Genomic DNA, 17,584 nt, shown 5'->3' with positions numbered 1-17,584 from the left:
CGTAGAAAGTGTGAGATTCATACCCTGCGACAAAGTGCTCAGTTCCTGTTAGACTCTTTTTCGCCATGTTGGCCTCCCTCGTACGGTAACCTGAAGCGGCACACTTCAATGTTACCAGGATGGCCAGCATGGTATTTTTCCTGTCACCCTGCGGGGCAACGTTAGCTATTGAGACAGTTCGGCGTCCCACTTTCGCACAGGCCTTGGCCGGAAAGCCCCCCCTCGACGTCGTAATCCCACGTATTCCCTGGCATCGGCCGGCCGGAGCCGAAGCGGCATGTATCGTGCTCATTAGAAGGTGCGCCCGCAGTCGAGGACGTACCTCTTCCGCGGCGAATCCAAGATATATGGGAGTGACAGATGGGTGATTTCTTTATGGCGGTCGGGGTGGTCTACGCAATGGCAATCCTGGTACAGATCGCCTGCTACAGGAGCAGCTTGAAGAAGGGCACAAGAGAGAACGGAGTCGGTGTGGTGGCGGCCCAGGGCTGTCACTAGAAGCGCGACCTGCAGCACGAAAAAAGCGGGGCGGATCCAGGTGATCCGCCCCGCTCTGCGTTCGGGAAGATGGAAGGAGGCTACCGCTTCTCAAGGACCTTTGCTTGCGCTCTGCCGATCATGCCGGCGATGCTCCCCAGCTCGTCCAGTGAGTCTCCCTCGATCAGCTTGATGTGCGTGACGTCAGCGGGGACCTGGTTAAAGGTAGGATCAACCGAGACCCACTTCCCTTCCAGGTAACTTTCAGCCCAGCTGTGGTACAAGAATCCGTCACCTTGGTACACCAGGCCGGACACGAAGCGGGTAGGGATGCCGGCGGCCCGCGCCAGGGAAACGTAGAGCCTCGCGTGGCTTTGGCAGTTGCCGCGCCCTTTTTGCAGCGTTTCCAAGGGTGATTGGGAGTCGATGACGTCGGCTTTGATCTGGGCTGCGACCCACGCTGCCAGGCGGGCCACCTTTTGGGCCGGATCCTTCTCGTCCCCCACGATCGCTTTCATACGCGAGACGATCTCGGGGTTGTCGCTGGGAGTCCGCTCTCCAGGCTGCAGGTCCGCCTGGGCGGGCAACTCTTCCGCTGCGGGTCCGGGGTTGGGGAGGGTGAAGATGACGCTGCCGTCCGGCTGGCGCTCCGCCCTTTGCCATGCCCCCTGCAGCAGGCGCTGCTCCGCCGGTATCCCCGTTATCTGCAGCACCAGTTTCTGCATCCGCTCGGGATGCTCCAAGGAAGGCGCGACGCGGATCAGGCTGAAGTCATATACGAGGTCCTTCTTGTCCATGGCGGCTTCCGCGAGTTCGGCCTTGGCGGTCGCCTCGTCACGGGCCAGGGTGACCACCAGACCGTCCCGCACCGATTCCTTCAGGACGTTCCCCGCCAGGTCCACCCAGATATCATTGTCCACCATGGTATAGAGGTCGTTTTTCAGGTGTACCACCGGCTTCCCGTCCAGGGTCTCCTGCCCGATCACCTCGACCTTCGCCTGTTTCACCTTCACCGCTTCCGGATCGAGGTATTGGACCTTGTAGGTCTTCTTCGGCACGGCCCCCCGCATGAGCGGGTACAAGTTCAGGGCGTGCGGAGGGTAGACCGGCCCCTTCACCTTCAGGATCCGCTCCTTGTTGCCGTTCGCCGAATGCGTGCGCACCGTGATCCCTTTGGGCGTCACCTCGCCGTCGATGTCGACCGGGCTTCCGTCGATGCGGTTTTGAACCTGGAACGAGCGCAGGGTGAGATCGGGTGCCACCTGGTACGACTCGGTCGAGCTGGCCTCCCTGGAGAAGCCCATAACCTTCATCTTGACGCTGCCGCGCGAGGAGATCTGGTAGCCGCTGGCGGTGCGGGTAACGGTGGTCTGGCCGAAGCCTACCTGCTCGTCACCCATGATGATGCTGAACCAGCGCTCCCCTTCGGGCGGGGCGGCCAGCTTGGGGAGAGGGGTGGCCGCCAGGAGCTGTAGCGGCAAGAGGACCAGGGCCAGTACTGCCATGAGCCGTAGTGAGAAATGAAAGCGTGCCGTGGTTGTCATACCATCCTCCTTGGCTGAGTTCGCGGTACCTTATACCACACGACGCGTGCCGGGCGCAATGCGCCAACCCGCTCTTTTTCTTATGAAACGCGATCCGGGCGGAGCTCATGAGGTGGTGCAAGGAAAGAGTTCTTTGATTAAATGCAGTTAAGTTCTTGCAGTATTTTCTACGCCTCAGTATAATGTGTTCATAGATAAGAGTTGCGGAGGATCGTAGGATCCTCCTTCCCCTAGCCGACTTGCCCTCCTAGTCGCTAGGGTTTTTTTTTGTACCTACCGCATCCAAAGTGTGCCAACTGTTGCACACTTTTCCCGATTCCTATACAATCCCACCTGACTCCGCAATCTTATCCGGCCATGCCAGCGAGGAACGATGTATCCTATTGTAACCATTACCGACCAATGCCGAAAATGCTACTCCTGCGTGCGCAGCTGCCCGGTCAAGGCGATCAAGGTTGAGAAGAGCTACACCGAGATCATCTTCGAGCGCTGCATCGGCTGCGGCAACTGCCTGAGCAACTGTCCCCAGCACGCCAAGGTGATCGCGGACAACGTGGTGGTGACCGAGGCGCTTCTTACCTCAGGTGACCCCGTTGTCGCCGTCCTCGGCTGCTCCTTCCCCGCCTTCTTCCACAACTGCTCACCCGGGCAGCTCTCCGCCGGCCTGCGCCAGCTCGGTTTCGCTGAGGTGCACGAGGGGGCAAGCGGGGTGGAACTCATCGCCGGAGAGTACAGAAACGCCATCGAGAAGGCGCAGTTGCCGCTCATCTCGTCGCATTGCCCCGCCGTCGTCGATCTGGTTGAGCGGCACTACCCGCAGCTGATCGAAAACCTGGTCGGCGTGGTCACCCACATGGTTGCCATGGGGCGCTTCCTCAAGCAGGTGCTGGGAGAGCATGTCAAGGTGGTCTACATCAGCTCATGCATCGCGGGGAAGTTCGAGGTACAGGCCGAACAAACCAAGGGAGCGGTGGACGTGCTGCTCACCTACCGGGAGCTGGAATCGATCTTCAAGGAGCGCGGCATAGACCTCGCGTCCCTGCAGGAGGAACCGTTCGACGGCAGGACCCCGCACATGGGGCGGATCTTCTCGCTTTCCCAGGGCTCCTTCCAAGCCTTCGGTATCAACCCGGACCCCCTGGACACCGAGATCGTCACCGCCGAGGGTGAGGTGAACGTGATGGGGATCATCAAGGACCTCGCCGCCGGGCGCATCAGCCCGAAGCTGGTCGACCTCCGTTTCTGCTACGACGGCTGCATCGGCGGTCCGGGGAGGAACAGGGAACTCACCGAGTTTTCCCGGCGCAACATGGTCATCTCCCATTTTAAGAGTGAAATCCCTTACCGCGTGGCGCCGCACTACCAGAATGAATGTGAGGTCGACCTCTCCCGCACCTTTTCGGACAAGTACGCCAAGCTGCCAACCCCGAAGGGGGGCGACGTCAAGAAGATCCTCCACGCCACCAACAAGTTCACCCAGAAGGACGAGCTCAACTGCCGTACCTGCGGCTACCGCACCTGCCGCGAGTACGCGGTGGCTGTGTTCCAGGGACTGGCGGACCTGGAGATGTGCCTGCCGCACAACCTGCAACAGCTGGAGGAGGAGCGGGGCCGCCTGATCCAAAAGTACGAACTGGCCAAGAGGGAGTTGGACCGCGAGTACGGCGACGAGTTCATCGTGGGGAGCGACGGCAACACCCTGGAGGCCCTGGACCAGATCAAACAGGTCGGGCCGACGCCGACCACGGTGCTGATCCGCGGCGAATCCGGCACCGGCAAAGAGCTGGCGGCTCGCGCCATCCATCGCTACAGCAAGAGAAACGACAAGCCGCTGGTAACGGTCAACTGCACCACCATCACCGACTCCTTGCTTGAGAGCGAGCTGTTCGGTCACAAAAAGGGCTCCTTCACCGGTGCCATCATGGAAAAGAAGGGCCTTTTCGAGGCGGCCGACGGCGGCACCATCTTCCTGGACGAAATCGGCGACATCACCCCCAAACTGCAGGCGGAGCTGTTACGCGTGCTCGACCTGGGCGAGGTGCGGCCGGTGGGGGGCACCTTGGCGCGCCGCGTCGACGTCCGTCTCATCGCGGCCACCAACAAGTCGCTGGAGGACGGGGTGCGCGACGGCTGGTTCCGCGAAGACCTCTACTACCGCTTGAACGTCTTCTCCATCACCATGCCCCCGCTGCGGGAGCGAGTGGAATCGATCCCGCAGCTCGCGCACTACTTCCTGGAGAAGGCGCGCAACAAGTTGAACAAGCACATCGTCGGCATCGAGGAGCGCGCCATAAACGCAATGGTCAAGTATCCCTGGCCCGGCAACATCAGGGAGATGCAAAACGTCATCGAGCGCGCCGCCGTTTTAACCCACGATGACATCATCAAGCTAGGCAACCTGCCGCTGGCCTTCGCGGAGAGCTACGCCGACGAGGGGGAGGATGTCATCGATCTGCGCTCCTTCAAAAAGGAGCGAGAGCCGCACGTATTGCGGGTCGAAAAGAAGCTGATCCAGCGCTACCTGGCCGACGCCGGAGGCAATGTGTCAAAAGCGGCACAACTTGCCAACATACCGAGGAGGACCTTTTATCGTCTTTTGGCCAAACATGGGTTGAAAGGACGCACAATCCGCGCACGCGAGGAAGAAGATGAGTGATTTGCCACTCGGGGGGCAGGACCGCCCTGGCCAAAATGATACAAATGGGCACAATTACGCACCGTGTGCCAAAAGTGGCGCACTTTGTATACACTGTGGCATTACGTGTTTCTAACGTAAAAATAAGGGTATACGTGAAAACAGTGGGTTACGCAGCAGTCCTGCTCTTTTTTGAGGTTGGCACGCATATAGCAATATTGTAGACATCGTGTCACCAATCTTGAGCAGTACAAGGAGAAGAAGCAGATGGGCAGAATGAGAGAGAACCCGAGGTACAATGTCATTTCCATGAGGATCAGCGACGCAGAGCGTGAGACCCTCGAGCAGATCATGGACTCCACCAAGAAGAGCGTTTCCGACATCATGAGGGAAGCAATGGAACTCGTGAAGGCAAGGAGCGCCGAGATGAACCAGAAGGCGGCCTAGGCCGCCTTGCATCACCCCGCCGAAGCATAAAAAACGGCCGCGTTAAGCGGCCTTTTTTTATTCCTGCAGTCCCGGTTTCCCGGGTACCTTCCCTATTGCACTATTTCACCTTCCAGGTCGTCCCCTGCGCGCTATCAAGGAGCACGATGTTCTTCTCCAGGAGGAGATCCCTGATCTCGTCGCTGCGCTTGAAGTTCTTGGCCTTGCGGGCCTCGGCGCGCTCGGCGATGAGCGCCTCGATCTCCTCGACCGGGATCTCCATCTCGGAGGTCTTGCGGTCCTTCATGCGCTGCAGGTATTCGGCGGGCACGGAATCGCAGACGCCGAGGGTTGCGGCGATGTTGGCAACCTCTTGCTTCACCCGCGCGAGCAACTCAAGCGGGGAGACCGGCAGGGCGCGGTTGATGCTGCGCACCAGGTCGAAGACGTGTCCCAGCGCCATGGCTGTGTTGAAATCGTCATCCATGGCCTCTACGAAGCGGGCCGCGATGCTGCTGCACTTCTCCTCGAGCTCCGCGCTCTCCTCGGTGGGGGCGTGGTCTGTGCCGGCGGCCAGGCGTTCGTCGATGCCGGCCAGCGCCTTGTAGATCCTCTCCAGGCCGAGCTCGGCTTCCTTGAGGTTCTGATCCGAGAAGTCGATCGGGGAGCGGTAGTGTGCCGACAGCAGGAAGAAGCGGAGCACCTCGGCGTCGTAGCGCTCCAGGACCTCCTTGATGGTGAAGAAGTTCCCCAGCGACTTGGACATCTTCTCGGCGTTGATGTTCACGAAGCCGTTGTGCAGCCAGTACTTCACGAAGGGCTTGCCGGAGGCCGCCTCGGACTGGGCGATCTCGTTCTCGTGGTGCGGGAAGATCAGGTCCTTGCCGCCGCCGTGGATGTCCAGGGTGTCGCCCAGGAACTTGGTGCTCATGGCCGAGCACTCGATGTGCCAGCCCGGCCTTCCCTGGCCCCAGGGGGATTCCCAGTACGGCTCGCCCGGCTTGGCCCCCTTCCAGAGTGCGAAGTCCATCGGGTGCTCTTTCTTCTCGTCCACCTCGATGCGGGCGCCGGCCTGCATGTCCTCGAGGTTCCTCTTGGAGAGCTTCAGGTACCCTTCGAAGCGGTCAACCCGGAAGAAGACGTCGGAGCCGGACGCGTAGGCGTACCCCTTGTCGATCAGCCTCTGCACCAAGGCGATGATCTCCGGGATGTGCTCGGTCGCCTTGGGCTGGAAGGTGGGGAGCTGCAGCATGAGCCGCGCCATGTCCTTGTCGAACTCCTCGATGAAGCGCTCGGAGATCTCGTTGTAGGGGACGCCGTCGCGGTTGGCGCGGTTGATGATCTTGTCGTCGATGTCGGTGTAGTTGCGGACGTAGGTGACGTCGAGCCCCTTGGCCTGCAGGTAGCGGTAGATCATGTCGAAGACGACGTTGGCACGGGCGTGCCCGATGTGGCAGTGGTCGTAAACCGTCACGCCGCAGACGTACATGCCGACCTTGCCGGGGTTGATCGGTACGAATTCTTCCTTGCTGCCGGTAAGGGTGTTGTAGACGCGTAAGGGCATGTCAGTTCCTCTTTCTAAAAAGTGTTAACCCTGTTTAGGGCCGGATTCGAATTACGCACTTGCAAGCCCCTCTCCCTCTGGGAGAGGGTGGCCGGAGGCCGGGTGAGGGCATTGCCACTGAGTGCGACCTTGTCTATTGAGGTGCCCTCCCCCCCCTTTCCCAAAGGGCGAGGGGGATATGCCGTTACTTCTTGCCTTGATTCCAGGAGTCGCGCAGGGTGGCGGTGCGGTTGAAGACCAAAGCGCCGGGACGCGAGTCCTTGCTGTCCAGGCAGAAGTAGCCCAGTCGCTCGAACTGGAAACGCTGCTCCAGGGTCGCCGCGGCGAGGGACGGCTCCAGCTTGCACCCCTTGAGCACCTCGATGGAGTTCGGGTTCAGCGAGGTGCGGTAGTCCGGCTCGTTCTTGCCGCCCGGGTTAGGGGTGCTGAACAGGCGGTCGTAGAGGCGTACCTCCGCCTCGACGGCGTGTTCGGCGCTCACCCAGTGGATGGTGCCCTTGATCTTTCTACCGTCCGGGGCGCTGCCGCCGCGGGATTCAGGGTCGTAGCTGCAGCGCACCTCGACGATCTCGCCGTTTTCGTCCTTCACAACGGATTCACACTTCACGATGTAGGCGTAGCGCAGGCGCACCTCTTTGCCCGGGGCCATCCTGAAGAATCCCTTGGCCGGCTCCTCCTGGAAGTCGTCGCGCTCGATGTAGACCGTCTTGCCGAAGGGGACCATGCGGCTCCCCATCTCCGGGGCGTTCGGGTGGTTGGCCGCCTCGAACTCCTCGGTCTGGCCCTCCGGGTATCCCTCGACCACCACCTTGAGGGGGCGCAGCACCGACATCGCGCGCGGGGCGCGCACGTTGAGGTCCTCGCGCACAGCGTCTTCCAAAATGCTCATGTCGATCAGGCTGTCACTCTTGCCAACGCCGATGGTCTCGCAGAAGGCCCGGATGGACTCGGGGGTGAAGCCGCGGCGCCTGATCCCGACCAGGGTCGGCATGCGCGGGTCGTCCCAGCCGTCCACCAGCTTCTCCTGGACCAGTTCGAGGAGCTTTCTCTTGCTCATCACCGTGTAGTTCAGGTTCAGGCGGGCGAACTCGATCTGCTGCGGGTGGCAGGGGACCGGAAGCTGGTCCAACACCCAGTCGTAGAGCGGGCGGTGGTCCTCGAACTCAAGGGTGCAGATGGAGTGGGTGATCCCCTCGATGGCGTCGGAGATGCAGTGCGCGTAGTCGTACATCGGGTAGATGCACCAGGCGTCGCCGGTCCGGTGGTGCTCGACCTTCTTGATGCGGTAGATGACAGGATCGCGCAGGTTGATGTTGGGGGAAGTCATGTCGATCTTCAGGCGGAGCACCTGGCTGCCGTCCTCGAACTCGCCGGCACGCATGCGGGCGAAGAGGTCGAGGTTCTCGGCGACGCTGCGGTCGCGGAACGGGCTCTCCTTGCCCGGCTCGTTGAGGGTGCCGCGCATGGCGCGGATCTCATCGGCGCTGCTGCTGTCGACGTAGGCGAGTCCCTTCTCGATCAGGACCCGTGCGTACTGGTAGAACTTCTCGAAGTAGTCCGAGGCGTAGTACATGTGCTCGCCCCACTCGAAGCCGAGCCACTTCACGTTCTCCTTGATGGAGTCCTCGTACTCGATGTCCTCCTTGGTCGGGTTGGTGTCGTCGAAGCGAAGATGGCAGCGGCCGGCGAAGTCGCGGGCAAGGCCGAAGTTGAGGCAGATCGACTTGGCGTGCCCGATGTGCAGGTAGCCGTTGGGCTCGGGCGGGAAACGGGTGACGATGGTCTGGTGCTTGCCGCTTTTCAGGTCGTCGGTGACGATGTTCCGGATGAAGTTGGCTGCTTTTTCGACGACCGGGGTTTCTTCTGTAGTCATATCAAGTGTCCTGTCCGCCGCCGGGGTGGGTCGACGTGCGTAGAGTAATTGGTAAATGGCAACCGCCTCGCGGGGGGCGGATGCGGGGGGCGAATGATTATTCGCCCCTAAGGGGTACGGTGCTGCAGGGTGACTGTAGGGGCGAATAATCATTCGCCCAGGTTTTACCCTTACCCTTTTGTAGCCAGAAGCGCGACCGAGTAGGCGGCGATCCCCTCCCCCCTGCCGGCGAAACCGAGCTCCTCGGTGGTGGTCGCTTTGACGTTGACGCGGTCCTCCTCGGTGCCAAGCGTCGCGGCGATGTTGCTCCTCATCTGCGGGATGAAGGGGGCTAGCTTGGGGCGCTGCGCCACGATGGTGGCGTCGACGTTGCCGATCCGGTACCCCTTGCGCTCGGCGAGGTCCATAACGTGGCGCAGCAGTTTCCGGCTGTCCGCCCCCTTGAAGGCGGGGTCGGTGTCGGGGAAGTGCTTGCCGATGTCCCCCTCGCCGATGGCGCCCAGGATGGCGTCGGAGATGGCGTGCAAGAGCACGTCCGCGTCGGAATGCCCGAGGAGCCCCTTCGCGTAGGGGACGTCCACCCCTCCCAGGATCAGCTTGCGCCCCTCCACCAGTCTGTGTACGTCGTAGCCGTGTCCGATGCGCATCATATCACTTCATCTCCTTCAAAAAAGCCTCGGCGAGGATCATGTCCTCGGGCGTGGTGATCTTGATGTTGCGGTAATCGCCTGGTACCACCCGGACTGGTTTCCCCTGCCGCTCCATGAGGGAGGCGTCGTCGGTTCCCAGGAAACCTGCCGCGGCAGCCTCGTCGTGGGCGGCACGGATCAGGTCGTAGCGGAAGGCCTGCGGGGTCTGGGCTAGCCAGAGCGTTTCGCGGGGGGGCGTTTCGGTGATCACCCCTTCCCGGACCACCTTGACCGTGTCCTTGACCGGTACCGCGACTACCGATGCGCCCGCTTCCCTGGCGGCGGCGCAGGCTTCTTCCAGCATCCTCACCGAGACGAAAGGGCGAACCCCGTCGTGGATCAGCACCAGGTCGTCCGGCTCGATATCCTCAAGGGCGCGCAGCCCGTTGTACACCGAGTGCTGCCGTTCGCTGCCGCCGGGAACGATGGCCCGGACCTTGGTGAACCCGTAACGCTCCACCACCTCGCTGCGGCAGAAGGGGATCTCTTGCTCCGGGGAGACCAGGTAGATGGCATCGATACAGTCGGCTTCCTCGAATGTCTGCACGGTGCGGGCGAGGATCGGCATGCCGTCCAGCATCAGGTACTGCTTGTTGGAGCCTGCCCCCATCCTCTTTCCCATGCCGGCGGCAGGGATGAGCGCGAACGTTCTGGCCAAAGTCACCTCTAAATGAGCTGGCGCCCCGTATAAGGGGAAAATCGCCGAATTATACAGTTTGGCTGTGAAAAAACCAGTTAAATATAACCAAAGTGCCGACTCTCCTCCCCCTGCGGGAGAGGGGCTTGGGGTGAGGGCGCCAGCCACCGGCGGCCCAGACGGCAGCTTCACCCCCCCCCCCGCCTTCGCGGACCGAAGCGCTTCGGCGCGCAGGCCCGTCAAGGGAGGGGGAGCGAGGCGGCCAGTTCATTCCGGACGCCGATGCTCAGCCGGCGAGAGCGCTCAGCGCCGTTGCCAGATCGTCCAGGTCGGCGTCCTGCAGGGTTCTCGGATCGAGCAGGAATGCGTTCTTGTTGATCCGCCCGATCACAGGGATCTCCATCCCGCGCAGCCTTGCCTCGATGTCGTTCGGGGTGAGCCCCCCGACCGCGACCTCGATCAGCATGGTGGGGAGGTTCAGCAGGGGCAGCGTCCCTCCGCCGGCCTGCGAGAACCCCTCGCTGAGCTTGAAGCTGACGGCGTCGGGTGTCCGGCGGCGCAGCCGGCCGGCGATCTTCCTGGCCCGAGCGGTGAGCTCGGGGAGGGTGGCGGTCAGCATGCGCAGGGTCGGCACTTCCTTGAGCGCCACCATCTCGTCGCGGTACAGGGCGAGCGTCGCCTCCAGGCTCGCAAGGGTCAGCTTGTCCATCCTGAGCGCGCGTAACAGCTGGTGCTTCTTCATTGACTCGATGAAATGCTTCTTGCCTACGATGATCCCGGCCTGGGGGCCCCCAAGGAGCTTGTCGCCGCTGAAGGTGATGACGTCGACTCCGGCGCGGACGAAATCCTGTACCGTCGGTTCGGGGCAGGGGAGCCGGTTGGAGAGATCGACCAGGTTGCCGCTCCCCATGTCGGCCAGCACCGGAACGCCCGCCTGTTTCCCCAGCTCGACCATCTCCTCGGCGGTGACCTCCTTGGTGAAGCCGAGAACGGCGAAGTTGCTGCAGTGCACCTTGAGGAACACGGCGGTGTTTTCATTGATCGCGCCGAGATAATCCTTGGGATGGGTCCGGTTGGTGGTGCCGACTTCCCTCAGGGTGACGCCGGAGAGCTTCATGACCTCGGGGATGCGGAAGGAGCCGCCGATTTCCACGAGCTCCCCGCGCGACACCACGGCTTCGCGCCCGGCTGCCATGGCGCTTAGGGTGAGGAGCACCGCCGCCGCGTTGTTGTTCACCACTATGGCGGCCTCGGCACCGGTCAGTTCGCACAAGAGCGCCTCGACGTGGCTGTAGCGGCTGCCGCGTACCCCCTCGTCGAGGTTGAATTCGAGATTTGAATAGGAAAAGGCGATCGTGTTCAGCGCATCGCGCGCCGCCTCGGGGAGTATGGAACGCCCGAGGTTGGTGTGGATCACGATGCCGGAGCCGTTGATGACCCGCTTCAGGCTCGGTTGGGTGAGCAGGCGCAGTTCGCGCGCCACCTCGGCGCAGACCGCAGCTTCGGCGAAGGCCGCGTCGCTCAGGCCGCCGGCGCGGGCCCCGCTGCGCAGCCTGTCCAGTACGGTCCGCACCGCTTTGAGGACAAGCTCCCGCGGCTGCCCGGCTAAAAGGCCCCGCACCGCCTCCCACTCAAGCACCCGGTCCACTTTCGGGATCATTTTCAGCTGCTGCACGGCGCCCCCCTTCTCATTGAAATGGCAAAGGGCTAATTTAGCGCAAAGTGAGCCGTGAGGCAAAGGAAAACCACAAGGGGAACGGGCAATTGACCATGGGCAGCTGACGATTGACAACATAGGACGCCGCTGCAGGATGACGGGCGACGAGGTGCCGGCAGGTTAAGGGGCAAGGGGGTGCCGGGACGAAAGGAGGGGAGGGCGAAACGGAGGGAGCGAATCCCCCGGGGGCGGACGGCCTCGGCCGGGGGGAAATCTGGGGAAAGTTTAAAGATCGAGCCCTTTGCAGGTCCACGCCTCGGCGGCAGCGGCGTCTTCCTCGATGAGGACCTTGCCGCCGTACTCGGCATTTTTCTGGACCAGCATCTCTGCCATAACCGGATCGCGTTTGCGGAAGGCCTCGATGATCTTCTCGTGCTCCTCCACCGAGAGCTGCATCCGGCCCGGCTTCATGAGCGAGGCCATGCGCAGCCGCTGGAACTTCTTCAGCAGCTGGGCGATCATGTCATGGAGTTTGTCGTTGCCGGCTCCCTTGATGAAGAGGTCGTGGAAACTGTTGTGTACCTTGAAGAAGTGGCGCACGTCCCCTTCGGCCGCGATGTCGCGCAACTTCTCGTTGATCGCTTCCAGCTTGTTTATCTCCCTGGTGCTGAGCAGGGTGCAGGCCTTGCGGGCGGCGTAACCTTCGAGAATGCTCTTGATGGCGTAGAACTCCTCGACGTCTTTGGCGGAAAAGCTGGCGACCAGCGCTCCCTTGCGCGGTATGACGGAGAGGTACCCTTCTGATTCCAACTGGCGGAACGCTTCGCGGATGGGGGTGCGGCTGATGCCGAAACGGGCTGCGAGTTCGGGTTCGGCTACCTTTTCTCCCGGCTTGAGGGCTCCCGACATGATGGCGTCACGGATGGTCTCAAGTATCCGTTCTCTAAGGGTAAGGTGCTTCTCAACGTTCTTCTTCATGCGGCCCCCTTCAATGATCGCCGTATTGTATACAGTATCCAAAGATTGTCAAGAACTTCCCTTTTGAAATTTGTGGGGTTGCACATGAAAAAGCTTGAAATCTCCCGGTGCGCTCTGTATGTTGCGACGCTGAGGGAGTTTACCTATGGACCCGGTACGCCATTTCAAGATCTCAATTTGTGTGCTGCTGCTCCTGCTGACGGTGGGGACTTGCGGTTACATGACGCTGGAGGGGTGGAGCCTGCTCGACGCCCTCTACATGACGGTGATCACCCTGGGCACCGTCGGCTTTCGCGAGGTCCACGACCTGAGCCACGTCGGCAAGGTCTTCACCATGATGCTGATCTTCTTCGGTGTCGGCGTCATCGGTTACATCGTGGGGAGCCTGGCCCAGATCATGTTCGAGGGGCAGTTCCAGCGCATTATCGGGAGGAAAAAGGTGGAAAAGGCGATAGCCGCCCTGGACGGGCACTACATCATCTGCGGTTTCGGGCGCATCGGCTCGCTGATCTGCAAGGAGTTCGCAGCCAAGCCGCTTCCCTTCGTGGTGGTGGAGAAGGACGTCGAGATGATCGCCCAGATGGAACAGGACGGCCACGGGTACCTGTTCCTGCCGGGGGACGCGACCGTGGACGACGTGCTCCTTAGGGCCGGGATCAAGAGGGCCAAGGGACTCATCTCGGTGGTCACCTCGGATACTGAGAACGTCTACATCACCCTTACGGCGCGGGGGCTCAACCCCGACCTGTTCATCCTGGCCCGCGCCGGGGAAGAGGGGAGCGAGCTGAAGCTGAAGCGGGCCGGCGCCAACAAGGTCGTTTCGCCGTACCTGATCGGCGGTTCCAGGATGGCACAGGCGATCCTGCGCCCCACAGTGGTCGACTTCATCGAGATCGCCACCGGGCGCGAGCACATGGAGCTGCAGATGGAGGAGATCCTGATTCCCGCGCATTCCGGCTTCATCGCGGAGACGCTGGCCAGTTCCGGCTTCCGCAAGGAGACCGGCGTCATCATCGTGGGGGTCAAGAAACAGACCGGCAAGATGGTTTTCAACCCGGAGTCCCACACGAAGATTGAGGCGCACGACACGTTGATCGTGCTGGGAGAACCGGCGGCGATCGAGAAGCTGGACCAGCTGGTACGCTGCGACAGCTGCGCCGAGGAACTGATCAAAAAGCACAGGAAAAAAGATGAGTAAAAGAGTCTTCGTCCATGTCCCCTACCCCCAGATCGGGGCGCATCTCCCCTTCATCCTGGAGCGCAGACTGAGCCCCGAGATATACCTCTCCGCCGACGCGCTCGACGCCGCGGCCCCGGCGCAGCTCGCCGAGACGGCGCAGGTGCTCGCGGGGGAGGGGCTTTCCTGCACCATCCACGCGCCGTTCATGGACCTGAACCCCGGCTCGCTGGAGCGGATGTTGCGGGACGCCACCATGCACCGTTTCCGGCAGGTGCTCGACGCCGCCGAACTGCTCCGCCCCGAGGTCATGGTGTTTCACCCCGGCTTCGACCGCTGGCGCTACGGCGAGGCGCAGGGGCAGTGGCTCGAGTTGAGCGTAGCCGCCTGGCGGGAGGTTTTGCAGCGGACCAAAGAGATCGGCACGGTGGTCGCGGTGGAGAACATTTTCGAGGAGGAGCCTTCGACCCTGAAGGCGCTGTTCGAGGCGGTGCAGGAACCCTCGTTCGGGCACTGTTTCGACGTGGGACACTGGAACCTGTTCAAGCGGGTGGGGATGGAAAAGTGGTTCGAGGCGCTGGGGACCTGGATCAAGGAGGTGCACATCCATGACAACGGCGGCACGAAAGACGACCATGCCCCCCCGGGAGAAGGCGCCATCGACTTCGAGCTGTTCTTCCGGCTAATGGAAAGATACGCTCCCGACGCCGCCTACACCATCGAGTCCCACAGCAGAGCGCACTTGGAGAGCTCGCTGCAGGTCTTGACCCCTTACCTGGGCTAGCGGCGGGACTTTCTGGAGCGCTTGAGGGCCGAGGCGAGGTAACCGACCACGCCGACGTTCACGAGGAATACGGCGACGCGGGGCCAGTCCGGCTTGCGAAAGATTTCGAACAGTTCGACGGGGAGGTAGACCGCTCCGGAAAGGAAGCCGAACCACTCGGCCCATTTTCGCTCATGCCACAGCCCGTATCCCTCTACCAGTCGGACCGAGGCGTAGGCCAGTGCGGAGAGCGCCAGCATCCAGAGCTGCAGGTCGGTGACGCGGTTGGCGGCGTCGATGAATATGCTGGGATAATGGCGGGCCGGGTTCATATGCAGGGCCAGCACCAGCCGCACCGCAATGTCGTGCAGATTCCTGTGGACGAGTGTCAGCACGCCGCATCCCGCCAGCAGGACCACGGCCCCCTTGAGGGCCTCCAAGACCGCCACCACGCGCAGCCCGCGCCCCTTCGCGCTTCTCGTCTTTGCCGGCATACCCTGCCTCCCGCTCTAAACCGGTTGCAGCACCTTGAGCGACACCTCTGTCACCAGGTCTTTCACCTTCTCCTTGTACTCGAGCATGTGCGGGGATGCGAGGTGCTCGTGCAGCGCGTCGACGCCCTGCCACTTCTCCACGATGGTCACCACCAGCTCGTCTTGGAGCTGTACCGGGAGCCTTGCGTCGACGTCGACGGCCGGGAAGTACTCGATGCACCCAGGCTCAGCCTTAACCCTCGGGATGTTGTCGTTGAAGATTTCCAGGAACGCGTCCCGCGCCCCCTCACGAACCCTGATTGATGCGATTACACAGATCATCGGTATTCCTCCGTTTTACCCGCGAAAGATGAAGAAGACGGCCCCTGCCATGCAGATGCCGGCCCACAGATAGTCCAGTTTTAGCGGCTGTCCCATGTAGAACACGGCGAACGGGACGAAGACCGAAAGGGTGATCACTTCCTGCATGATCTTTAATTGTCCCAGGCTAAAGGTTCCGAACCCGGCCCGGTTTGCCGGCACCTGGAGCATGTACTCGAACAGGGCGATACCCCAACTCGCCAGGATGGCGACATAGAGCGGGGCACTGCGCAGGTCCTTCAGGTGCGCGTACCAGGCGAAGGTCATGAAAACGTTGGAAAGGATCAGAAGTACGATGGTTCTCATAGCGGTTCCCGTAAAGATTTGGCCGCCTTAGGCCGGTTCGGCGCTTCCGCCGCGGCCGGAACGTGAGGCGTGTGACGCGCCGTGAACGGCTGCGGCGACTGGCAAGGATAGCACGAGAAGCGCGTTCGGCGCAAAGGTTGCGGCAATATGACATGCCAACGGCGAACCGGGAGAGATAAGATTTACCTGCGATAATTAACAAAAACATTACTTATGGATCTCCTTGAAGTTTCAATTGTTTACATCACAAAAATACTGTAGTATGCAGGCGTTTTGGCCGCTCCTGCTGCTGTCGTTCTGTCAACCGCGAAATGATTCGGTGTACTTAGGCGATGCCTTGGTGTGCAGTTGACAGTGGCGCTTCGGCCGTCATGTACCTGAGTTTTGCGTCGGAGGCGCTTCGAAGCGTCCGGCGTTATTTTCTGCGAAGGGACGGAACTATGAAGATTGAGAAACAGGAAGCTTATTTGAAGGAATGGCAGGGCCATGAGGAGCTTGCCGAGCGCATGCTCCCGATCATCGGCCATCTTTACCGCGACAACAACATCGTCACCACGGTGTACGGTCGCTCCCTGGTAAACAGCCCGACCATCGAGATCCTCAAGGCGCATCGTTTCGCTCGTCTGATCCTTGACGGCGAACTGACCGTCCAGGAGACGTTCCCGGTCCTTGAAGCGCTCGCCAAGCTGGACCTGGCGCCGGCTCGCATCGACCTCGGCAGGCTCGCGGTCCGTTACCAGGCCGTGCAGGACAAGGTCTCGATCGACGATTTCGTCGCCAGCGAGCTCGCCTCGGTCAACACCGGCCGCACCTCGCTGCTCGACGAGCCGCAGGACATCGTGCTCTACGGTTTCGGCCGCATCGGCCGTCTGCTCGCTCGCATCCTGGTCGAGAAGTCCGGCAGCGGCGAGAAGCTCCGTCTGCGCGCCGCCGTGGTGCGCAAGGCCGGTCCTGATGACCTGGTGAAGAGGGCGAGCCTGCTGCGCCGCGACTCCGTGCACGGTCCCTTCAACGGCATCATCACCATCGACGAGGAAGAGAACGCGATCATCGCCAACGGCAACATGATCCGCATCATCTACTCCGATGCCCCCGAGAACGTCGATTACACCCAGTATGGCATCCACAACGCCATCGTCCTCGACAACACCGGCAAGTGGCGCGACCGCGAGGGCCTCGGCCGTCACCTGAAGGCGCCGGGCGTCTCCCAGGTGCTCCTCACCGCCCCGGGGAAGGGGGATATCCCCAACGTCGTTGCCGGGATCAACAACGAGCTGATCGTGCCGGAAGAGACCATCTTCTCCGCCGCGAGCTGCACCACCAACGCCATCGTACCGGTGCTTAAAGCGGTGAGCGACAAGTTCGGCATCGTGAGCGGCCACGTAGAGACCTGCCACTCCTACACCAACGACCAGAACCTGATCGACAACTACCACAAGGCCGATCGCCGCGGGCGGAGCGCCCCGCTGAACATGGTCATCACCGAGACCGGCGCCGCCAAGGCCGTTGCCAAGGTGCTTCCGGAGCTGACCGGTAAGCTGACCGGCAACGCCATCCGCGTGCCGACCCCGAACGTCTCGCTGGCCATCCTGAACCTGCAGCTCAACACCGAGACCGACGTGGACACGCTGAACAGCTACCTGCGCGCCATCTCGCTCGATTCGCCGCTGCAGAACCAGATCGACTACACGAACTCCCCGGACGTCGTCTCCAGCGACTTCGTCGGCTCGCGCCATGCCGGCGTGGTCGACTCCCTGGCCACCATCGTCCAGGGGAACCGCTGCGTGCTCTACGTCTGGTACGACAACGAGTTCGGCTACAGCTGCCAGGTTGTGCGCATGGTCCAGAAGATGGCCGGCCTGGAACTCCCCGCACTGCCGGCCTAGTTTCAGCACCGGCCCAATACTGACAGGCATGAAAAGGGGCACCCGACTTGGGTGCCCCTTTTTGCGTTTTTCGGGTCGGGCCTCCCCATGGTGAGGTCCCGGACGGACGCTTCTCTTG

At 61.8% G+C, this 17,584-nt stretch carries 16 protein-coding genes; 6 read left to right on the top strand and 10 right to left on the bottom strand.

Going from position 1 to position 17,584, the window contains the following annotated elements; translation table 11 throughout:
- Positions 1 to 360 precede the first annotated feature (360 nt).
- Positions 361 to 498: a hypothetical protein gene (locus KOM00_RS15305; protein ID WP_216499802.1), complete on the top strand. Its 138-nt coding sequence runs from the start codon at positions 361 to 363 to the stop codon at positions 496 to 498.
- 80 nt (positions 499 to 578) lie between these two features.
- Here KOM00_RS15305 and KOM00_RS15300 read toward each other — a convergent pair whose 3' ends face one another.
- Positions 579 to 2,021: a transglutaminase-like domain-containing protein gene (locus tag KOM00_RS15300; RefSeq protein ID WP_216499801.1), complete on the bottom strand. Its 1,443-nt coding sequence runs from the start codon at positions 2,019 to 2,021 to the stop codon at positions 579 to 581.
- Between the two features lie 373 nt (positions 2,022 to 2,394).
- On the opposite strand from KOM00_RS15300, the gene KOM00_RS15295 reads away from it, so the two are divergent.
- Together KOM00_RS15295 and KOM00_RS15290 are read left to right on the top strand one after the other, a co-directional pair.
- Positions 2,395 to 4,677, top strand: a complete 2,283-nt coding sequence (locus tag KOM00_RS15295) for a sigma 54-interacting transcriptional regulator (protein WP_216499800.1) — start codon at positions 2,395 to 2,397, stop codon at positions 4,675 to 4,677.
- A gap of 246 nt (positions 4,678 to 4,923) precedes the next feature.
- Positions 4,924 to 5,103: a ribbon-helix-helix protein, CopG family gene (locus tag KOM00_RS15290; RefSeq protein WP_216499799.1), complete on the top strand. Its 180-nt coding sequence runs from the start codon at positions 4,924 to 4,926 to the stop codon at positions 5,101 to 5,103.
- A 100-nt stretch (positions 5,104 to 5,203) separates the two neighbouring features.
- On the opposite strand, the gene cysS is transcribed toward KOM00_RS15290, so the two are convergent.
- The 6 genes from cysS to KOM00_RS15260 form a co-directional block, all read right to left on the bottom strand.
- On the bottom strand, positions 5,204 to 6,646 hold the full coding sequence (gene cysS / locus KOM00_RS15285; RefSeq protein ID WP_216499798.1) for a cysteine--tRNA ligase: 1,443 nt from the start codon (positions 6,644 to 6,646) through the stop codon (positions 5,204 to 5,206).
- 184 nt (positions 6,647 to 6,830) lie between these two features.
- Positions 6,831 to 8,519 (bottom strand): glutamine--tRNA ligase/YqeY domain fusion protein, encoded by a 1,689-nt coding sequence (locus tag KOM00_RS15280; protein WP_216499797.1) that lies wholly within the window; start codon positions 8,517 to 8,519, stop codon positions 6,831 to 6,833.
- A 170-nt stretch (positions 8,520 to 8,689) separates the two neighbouring features.
- Positions 8,690 to 9,166 (bottom strand): 2-C-methyl-D-erythritol 2,4-cyclodiphosphate synthase, encoded by a 477-nt coding sequence (gene ispF / locus KOM00_RS15275; protein ID WP_216499809.1) that lies wholly within the window; start codon positions 9,164 to 9,166, stop codon positions 8,690 to 8,692.
- 4 nt (positions 9,167 to 9,170) lie between these two features.
- Entirely contained in the window at positions 9,171 to 9,866 is a 696-nt protein-coding gene (gene ispD / locus KOM00_RS15270) for a 2-C-methyl-D-erythritol 4-phosphate cytidylyltransferase (protein WP_216499796.1), read from the bottom strand.
- A gap of 265 nt (positions 9,867 to 10,131) precedes the next feature.
- Positions 10,132 to 11,505, bottom strand: a complete 1,374-nt coding sequence (gene selA, locus KOM00_RS15265; RefSeq protein WP_216499808.1) for an L-seryl-tRNA(Sec) selenium transferase — start codon at positions 11,503 to 11,505, stop codon at positions 10,132 to 10,134.
- Positions 11,506 to 11,787: 282 nt separating this feature from the next.
- Positions 11,788 to 12,480: a GntR family transcriptional regulator gene (locus tag KOM00_RS15260; protein WP_216499795.1), complete on the bottom strand. Its 693-nt coding sequence runs from the start codon at positions 12,478 to 12,480 to the stop codon at positions 11,788 to 11,790.
- A 145-nt stretch (positions 12,481 to 12,625) separates the two neighbouring features.
- On the opposite strand from KOM00_RS15260, the gene KOM00_RS15255 reads away from it, so the two are divergent.
- Positions 12,626 to 13,678, top strand: coding sequence for a potassium channel family protein (locus tag KOM00_RS15255; protein WP_216499794.1), 1,053 nt, complete (start codon positions 12,626 to 12,628; stop codon positions 13,676 to 13,678).
- On the top strand, positions 13,671 to 14,441 hold the full coding sequence (locus KOM00_RS15250; protein WP_216499793.1) for a sugar phosphate isomerase/epimerase family protein: 771 nt from the start codon (positions 13,671 to 13,673) through the stop codon (positions 14,439 to 14,441). Before KOM00_RS15255 ends, KOM00_RS15250 begins: the two co-directional genes overlap by 8 nt.
- Here KOM00_RS15250 and KOM00_RS15245 read toward each other — a convergent pair.
- Genes KOM00_RS15245 through KOM00_RS15235 form a run of 3 tightly spaced genes read right to left on the bottom strand, consistent with a single transcriptional unit; the run spans position 14,438 to position 15,580 of the window.
- Positions 14,438 to 14,914, bottom strand: a complete 477-nt coding sequence (locus tag KOM00_RS15245) for a DUF2127 domain-containing protein (protein ID WP_216499792.1) — start codon at positions 14,912 to 14,914, stop codon at positions 14,438 to 14,440. The two genes, KOM00_RS15250 and KOM00_RS15245, sit on opposite strands and share 4 nt — an antisense overlap.
- 15 nt (positions 14,915 to 14,929) lie before the next feature.
- A complete protein-coding gene (locus KOM00_RS15240; protein WP_216499791.1) occupies positions 14,930 to 15,235 on the bottom strand; it encodes a putative quinol monooxygenase in 306 nt (101 codons plus the stop codon).
- A gap of 15 nt (positions 15,236 to 15,250) precedes the next feature.
- Positions 15,251 to 15,580 (bottom strand): DMT family protein, encoded by a 330-nt coding sequence (locus KOM00_RS15235; protein ID WP_216499790.1) that lies wholly within the window; start codon positions 15,578 to 15,580, stop codon positions 15,251 to 15,253.
- A gap of 440 nt (positions 15,581 to 16,020) precedes the next feature.
- On the opposite strand from KOM00_RS15235, the gene KOM00_RS15230 reads away from it, so the two are divergent.
- The gene (locus KOM00_RS15230; protein ID WP_216499789.1) at positions 16,021 to 17,466 is read left to right on the top strand and encodes a glyceraldehyde-3-phosphate dehydrogenase; all 1,446 of its coding nucleotides are present in this window, start codon (positions 16,021 to 16,023) and stop codon (positions 17,464 to 17,466) included.
- The last annotated feature ends 118 nt before the right edge of the window (positions 17,467 to 17,584 follow it).

Source organism: Geomonas diazotrophica (assembly GCF_018919385.1).
GTDB lineage: Bacteria > Desulfobacterota > Desulfuromonadia > Geobacterales > Geobacteraceae > Geomonas > Geomonas diazotrophica.
Note: the sequence above shows the minus strand (reverse complement) of the source record. Positions and strands in the feature narration are given on the sequence as shown.

Coding starts and splice junctions, on each gene's coding strand:
- KOM00_RS15235 (WP_216499790.1), bottom strand. CDS start 15,580: ATGAGAACCATCGTACTTCTGATCCTTTCCAACGTTTTCATGACCTTC.
- KOM00_RS15250 (WP_216499793.1), top strand. CDS start 13,671: ATGAGTAAAAGAGTCTTCGTCCATGTCCCCTACCCCCAGATCGGGGCG.
- cysS (WP_216499798.1), bottom strand. CDS start 6,646: ATGCCCTTACGCGTCTACAACACCCTTACCGGCAGCAAGGAAGAATTC.
- selA (WP_216499808.1), bottom strand. CDS start 11,505: ATGATCCCGAAAGTGGACCGGGTGCTTGAGTGGGAGGCGGTGCGGGGC.
- KOM00_RS15255 (WP_216499794.1), top strand. CDS start 12,626: ATGGACCCGGTACGCCATTTCAAGATCTCAATTTGTGTGCTGCTGCTC.
- KOM00_RS15300 (WP_216499801.1), bottom strand. CDS start 2,021: ATGACAACCACGGCACGCTTTCATTTCTCACTACGGCTCATGGCAGTA.
- ispF (WP_216499809.1), bottom strand. CDS start 9,166: ATGCGCATCGGACACGGCTACGACGTACACAGACTGGTGGAGGGGCGC.
- KOM00_RS15260 (WP_216499795.1), bottom strand. CDS start 12,480: ATGAAGAAGAACGTTGAGAAGCACCTTACCCTTAGAGAACGGATACTT.
- KOM00_RS15240 (WP_216499791.1), bottom strand. CDS start 15,235: ATGATCTGTGTAATCGCATCAATCAGGGTTCGTGAGGGGGCGCGGGAC.
- KOM00_RS15280 (WP_216499797.1), bottom strand. CDS start 8,519: ATGACTACAGAAGAAACCCCGGTCGTCGAAAAAGCAGCCAACTTCATC.
- KOM00_RS15295 (WP_216499800.1), top strand. CDS start 2,395: ATGTATCCTATTGTAACCATTACCGACCAATGCCGAAAATGCTACTCC.
- KOM00_RS15245 (WP_216499792.1), bottom strand. CDS start 14,914: ATGCCGGCAAAGACGAGAAGCGCGAAGGGGCGCGGGCTGCGCGTGGTG.
- KOM00_RS15290 (WP_216499799.1), top strand. CDS start 4,924: ATGGGCAGAATGAGAGAGAACCCGAGGTACAATGTCATTTCCATGAGG.
- KOM00_RS15305 (WP_216499802.1), top strand. CDS start 361: ATGGGTGATTTCTTTATGGCGGTCGGGGTGGTCTACGCAATGGCAATC.
- KOM00_RS15230 (WP_216499789.1), top strand. CDS start 16,021: ATGAAGATTGAGAAACAGGAAGCTTATTTGAAGGAATGGCAGGGCCAT.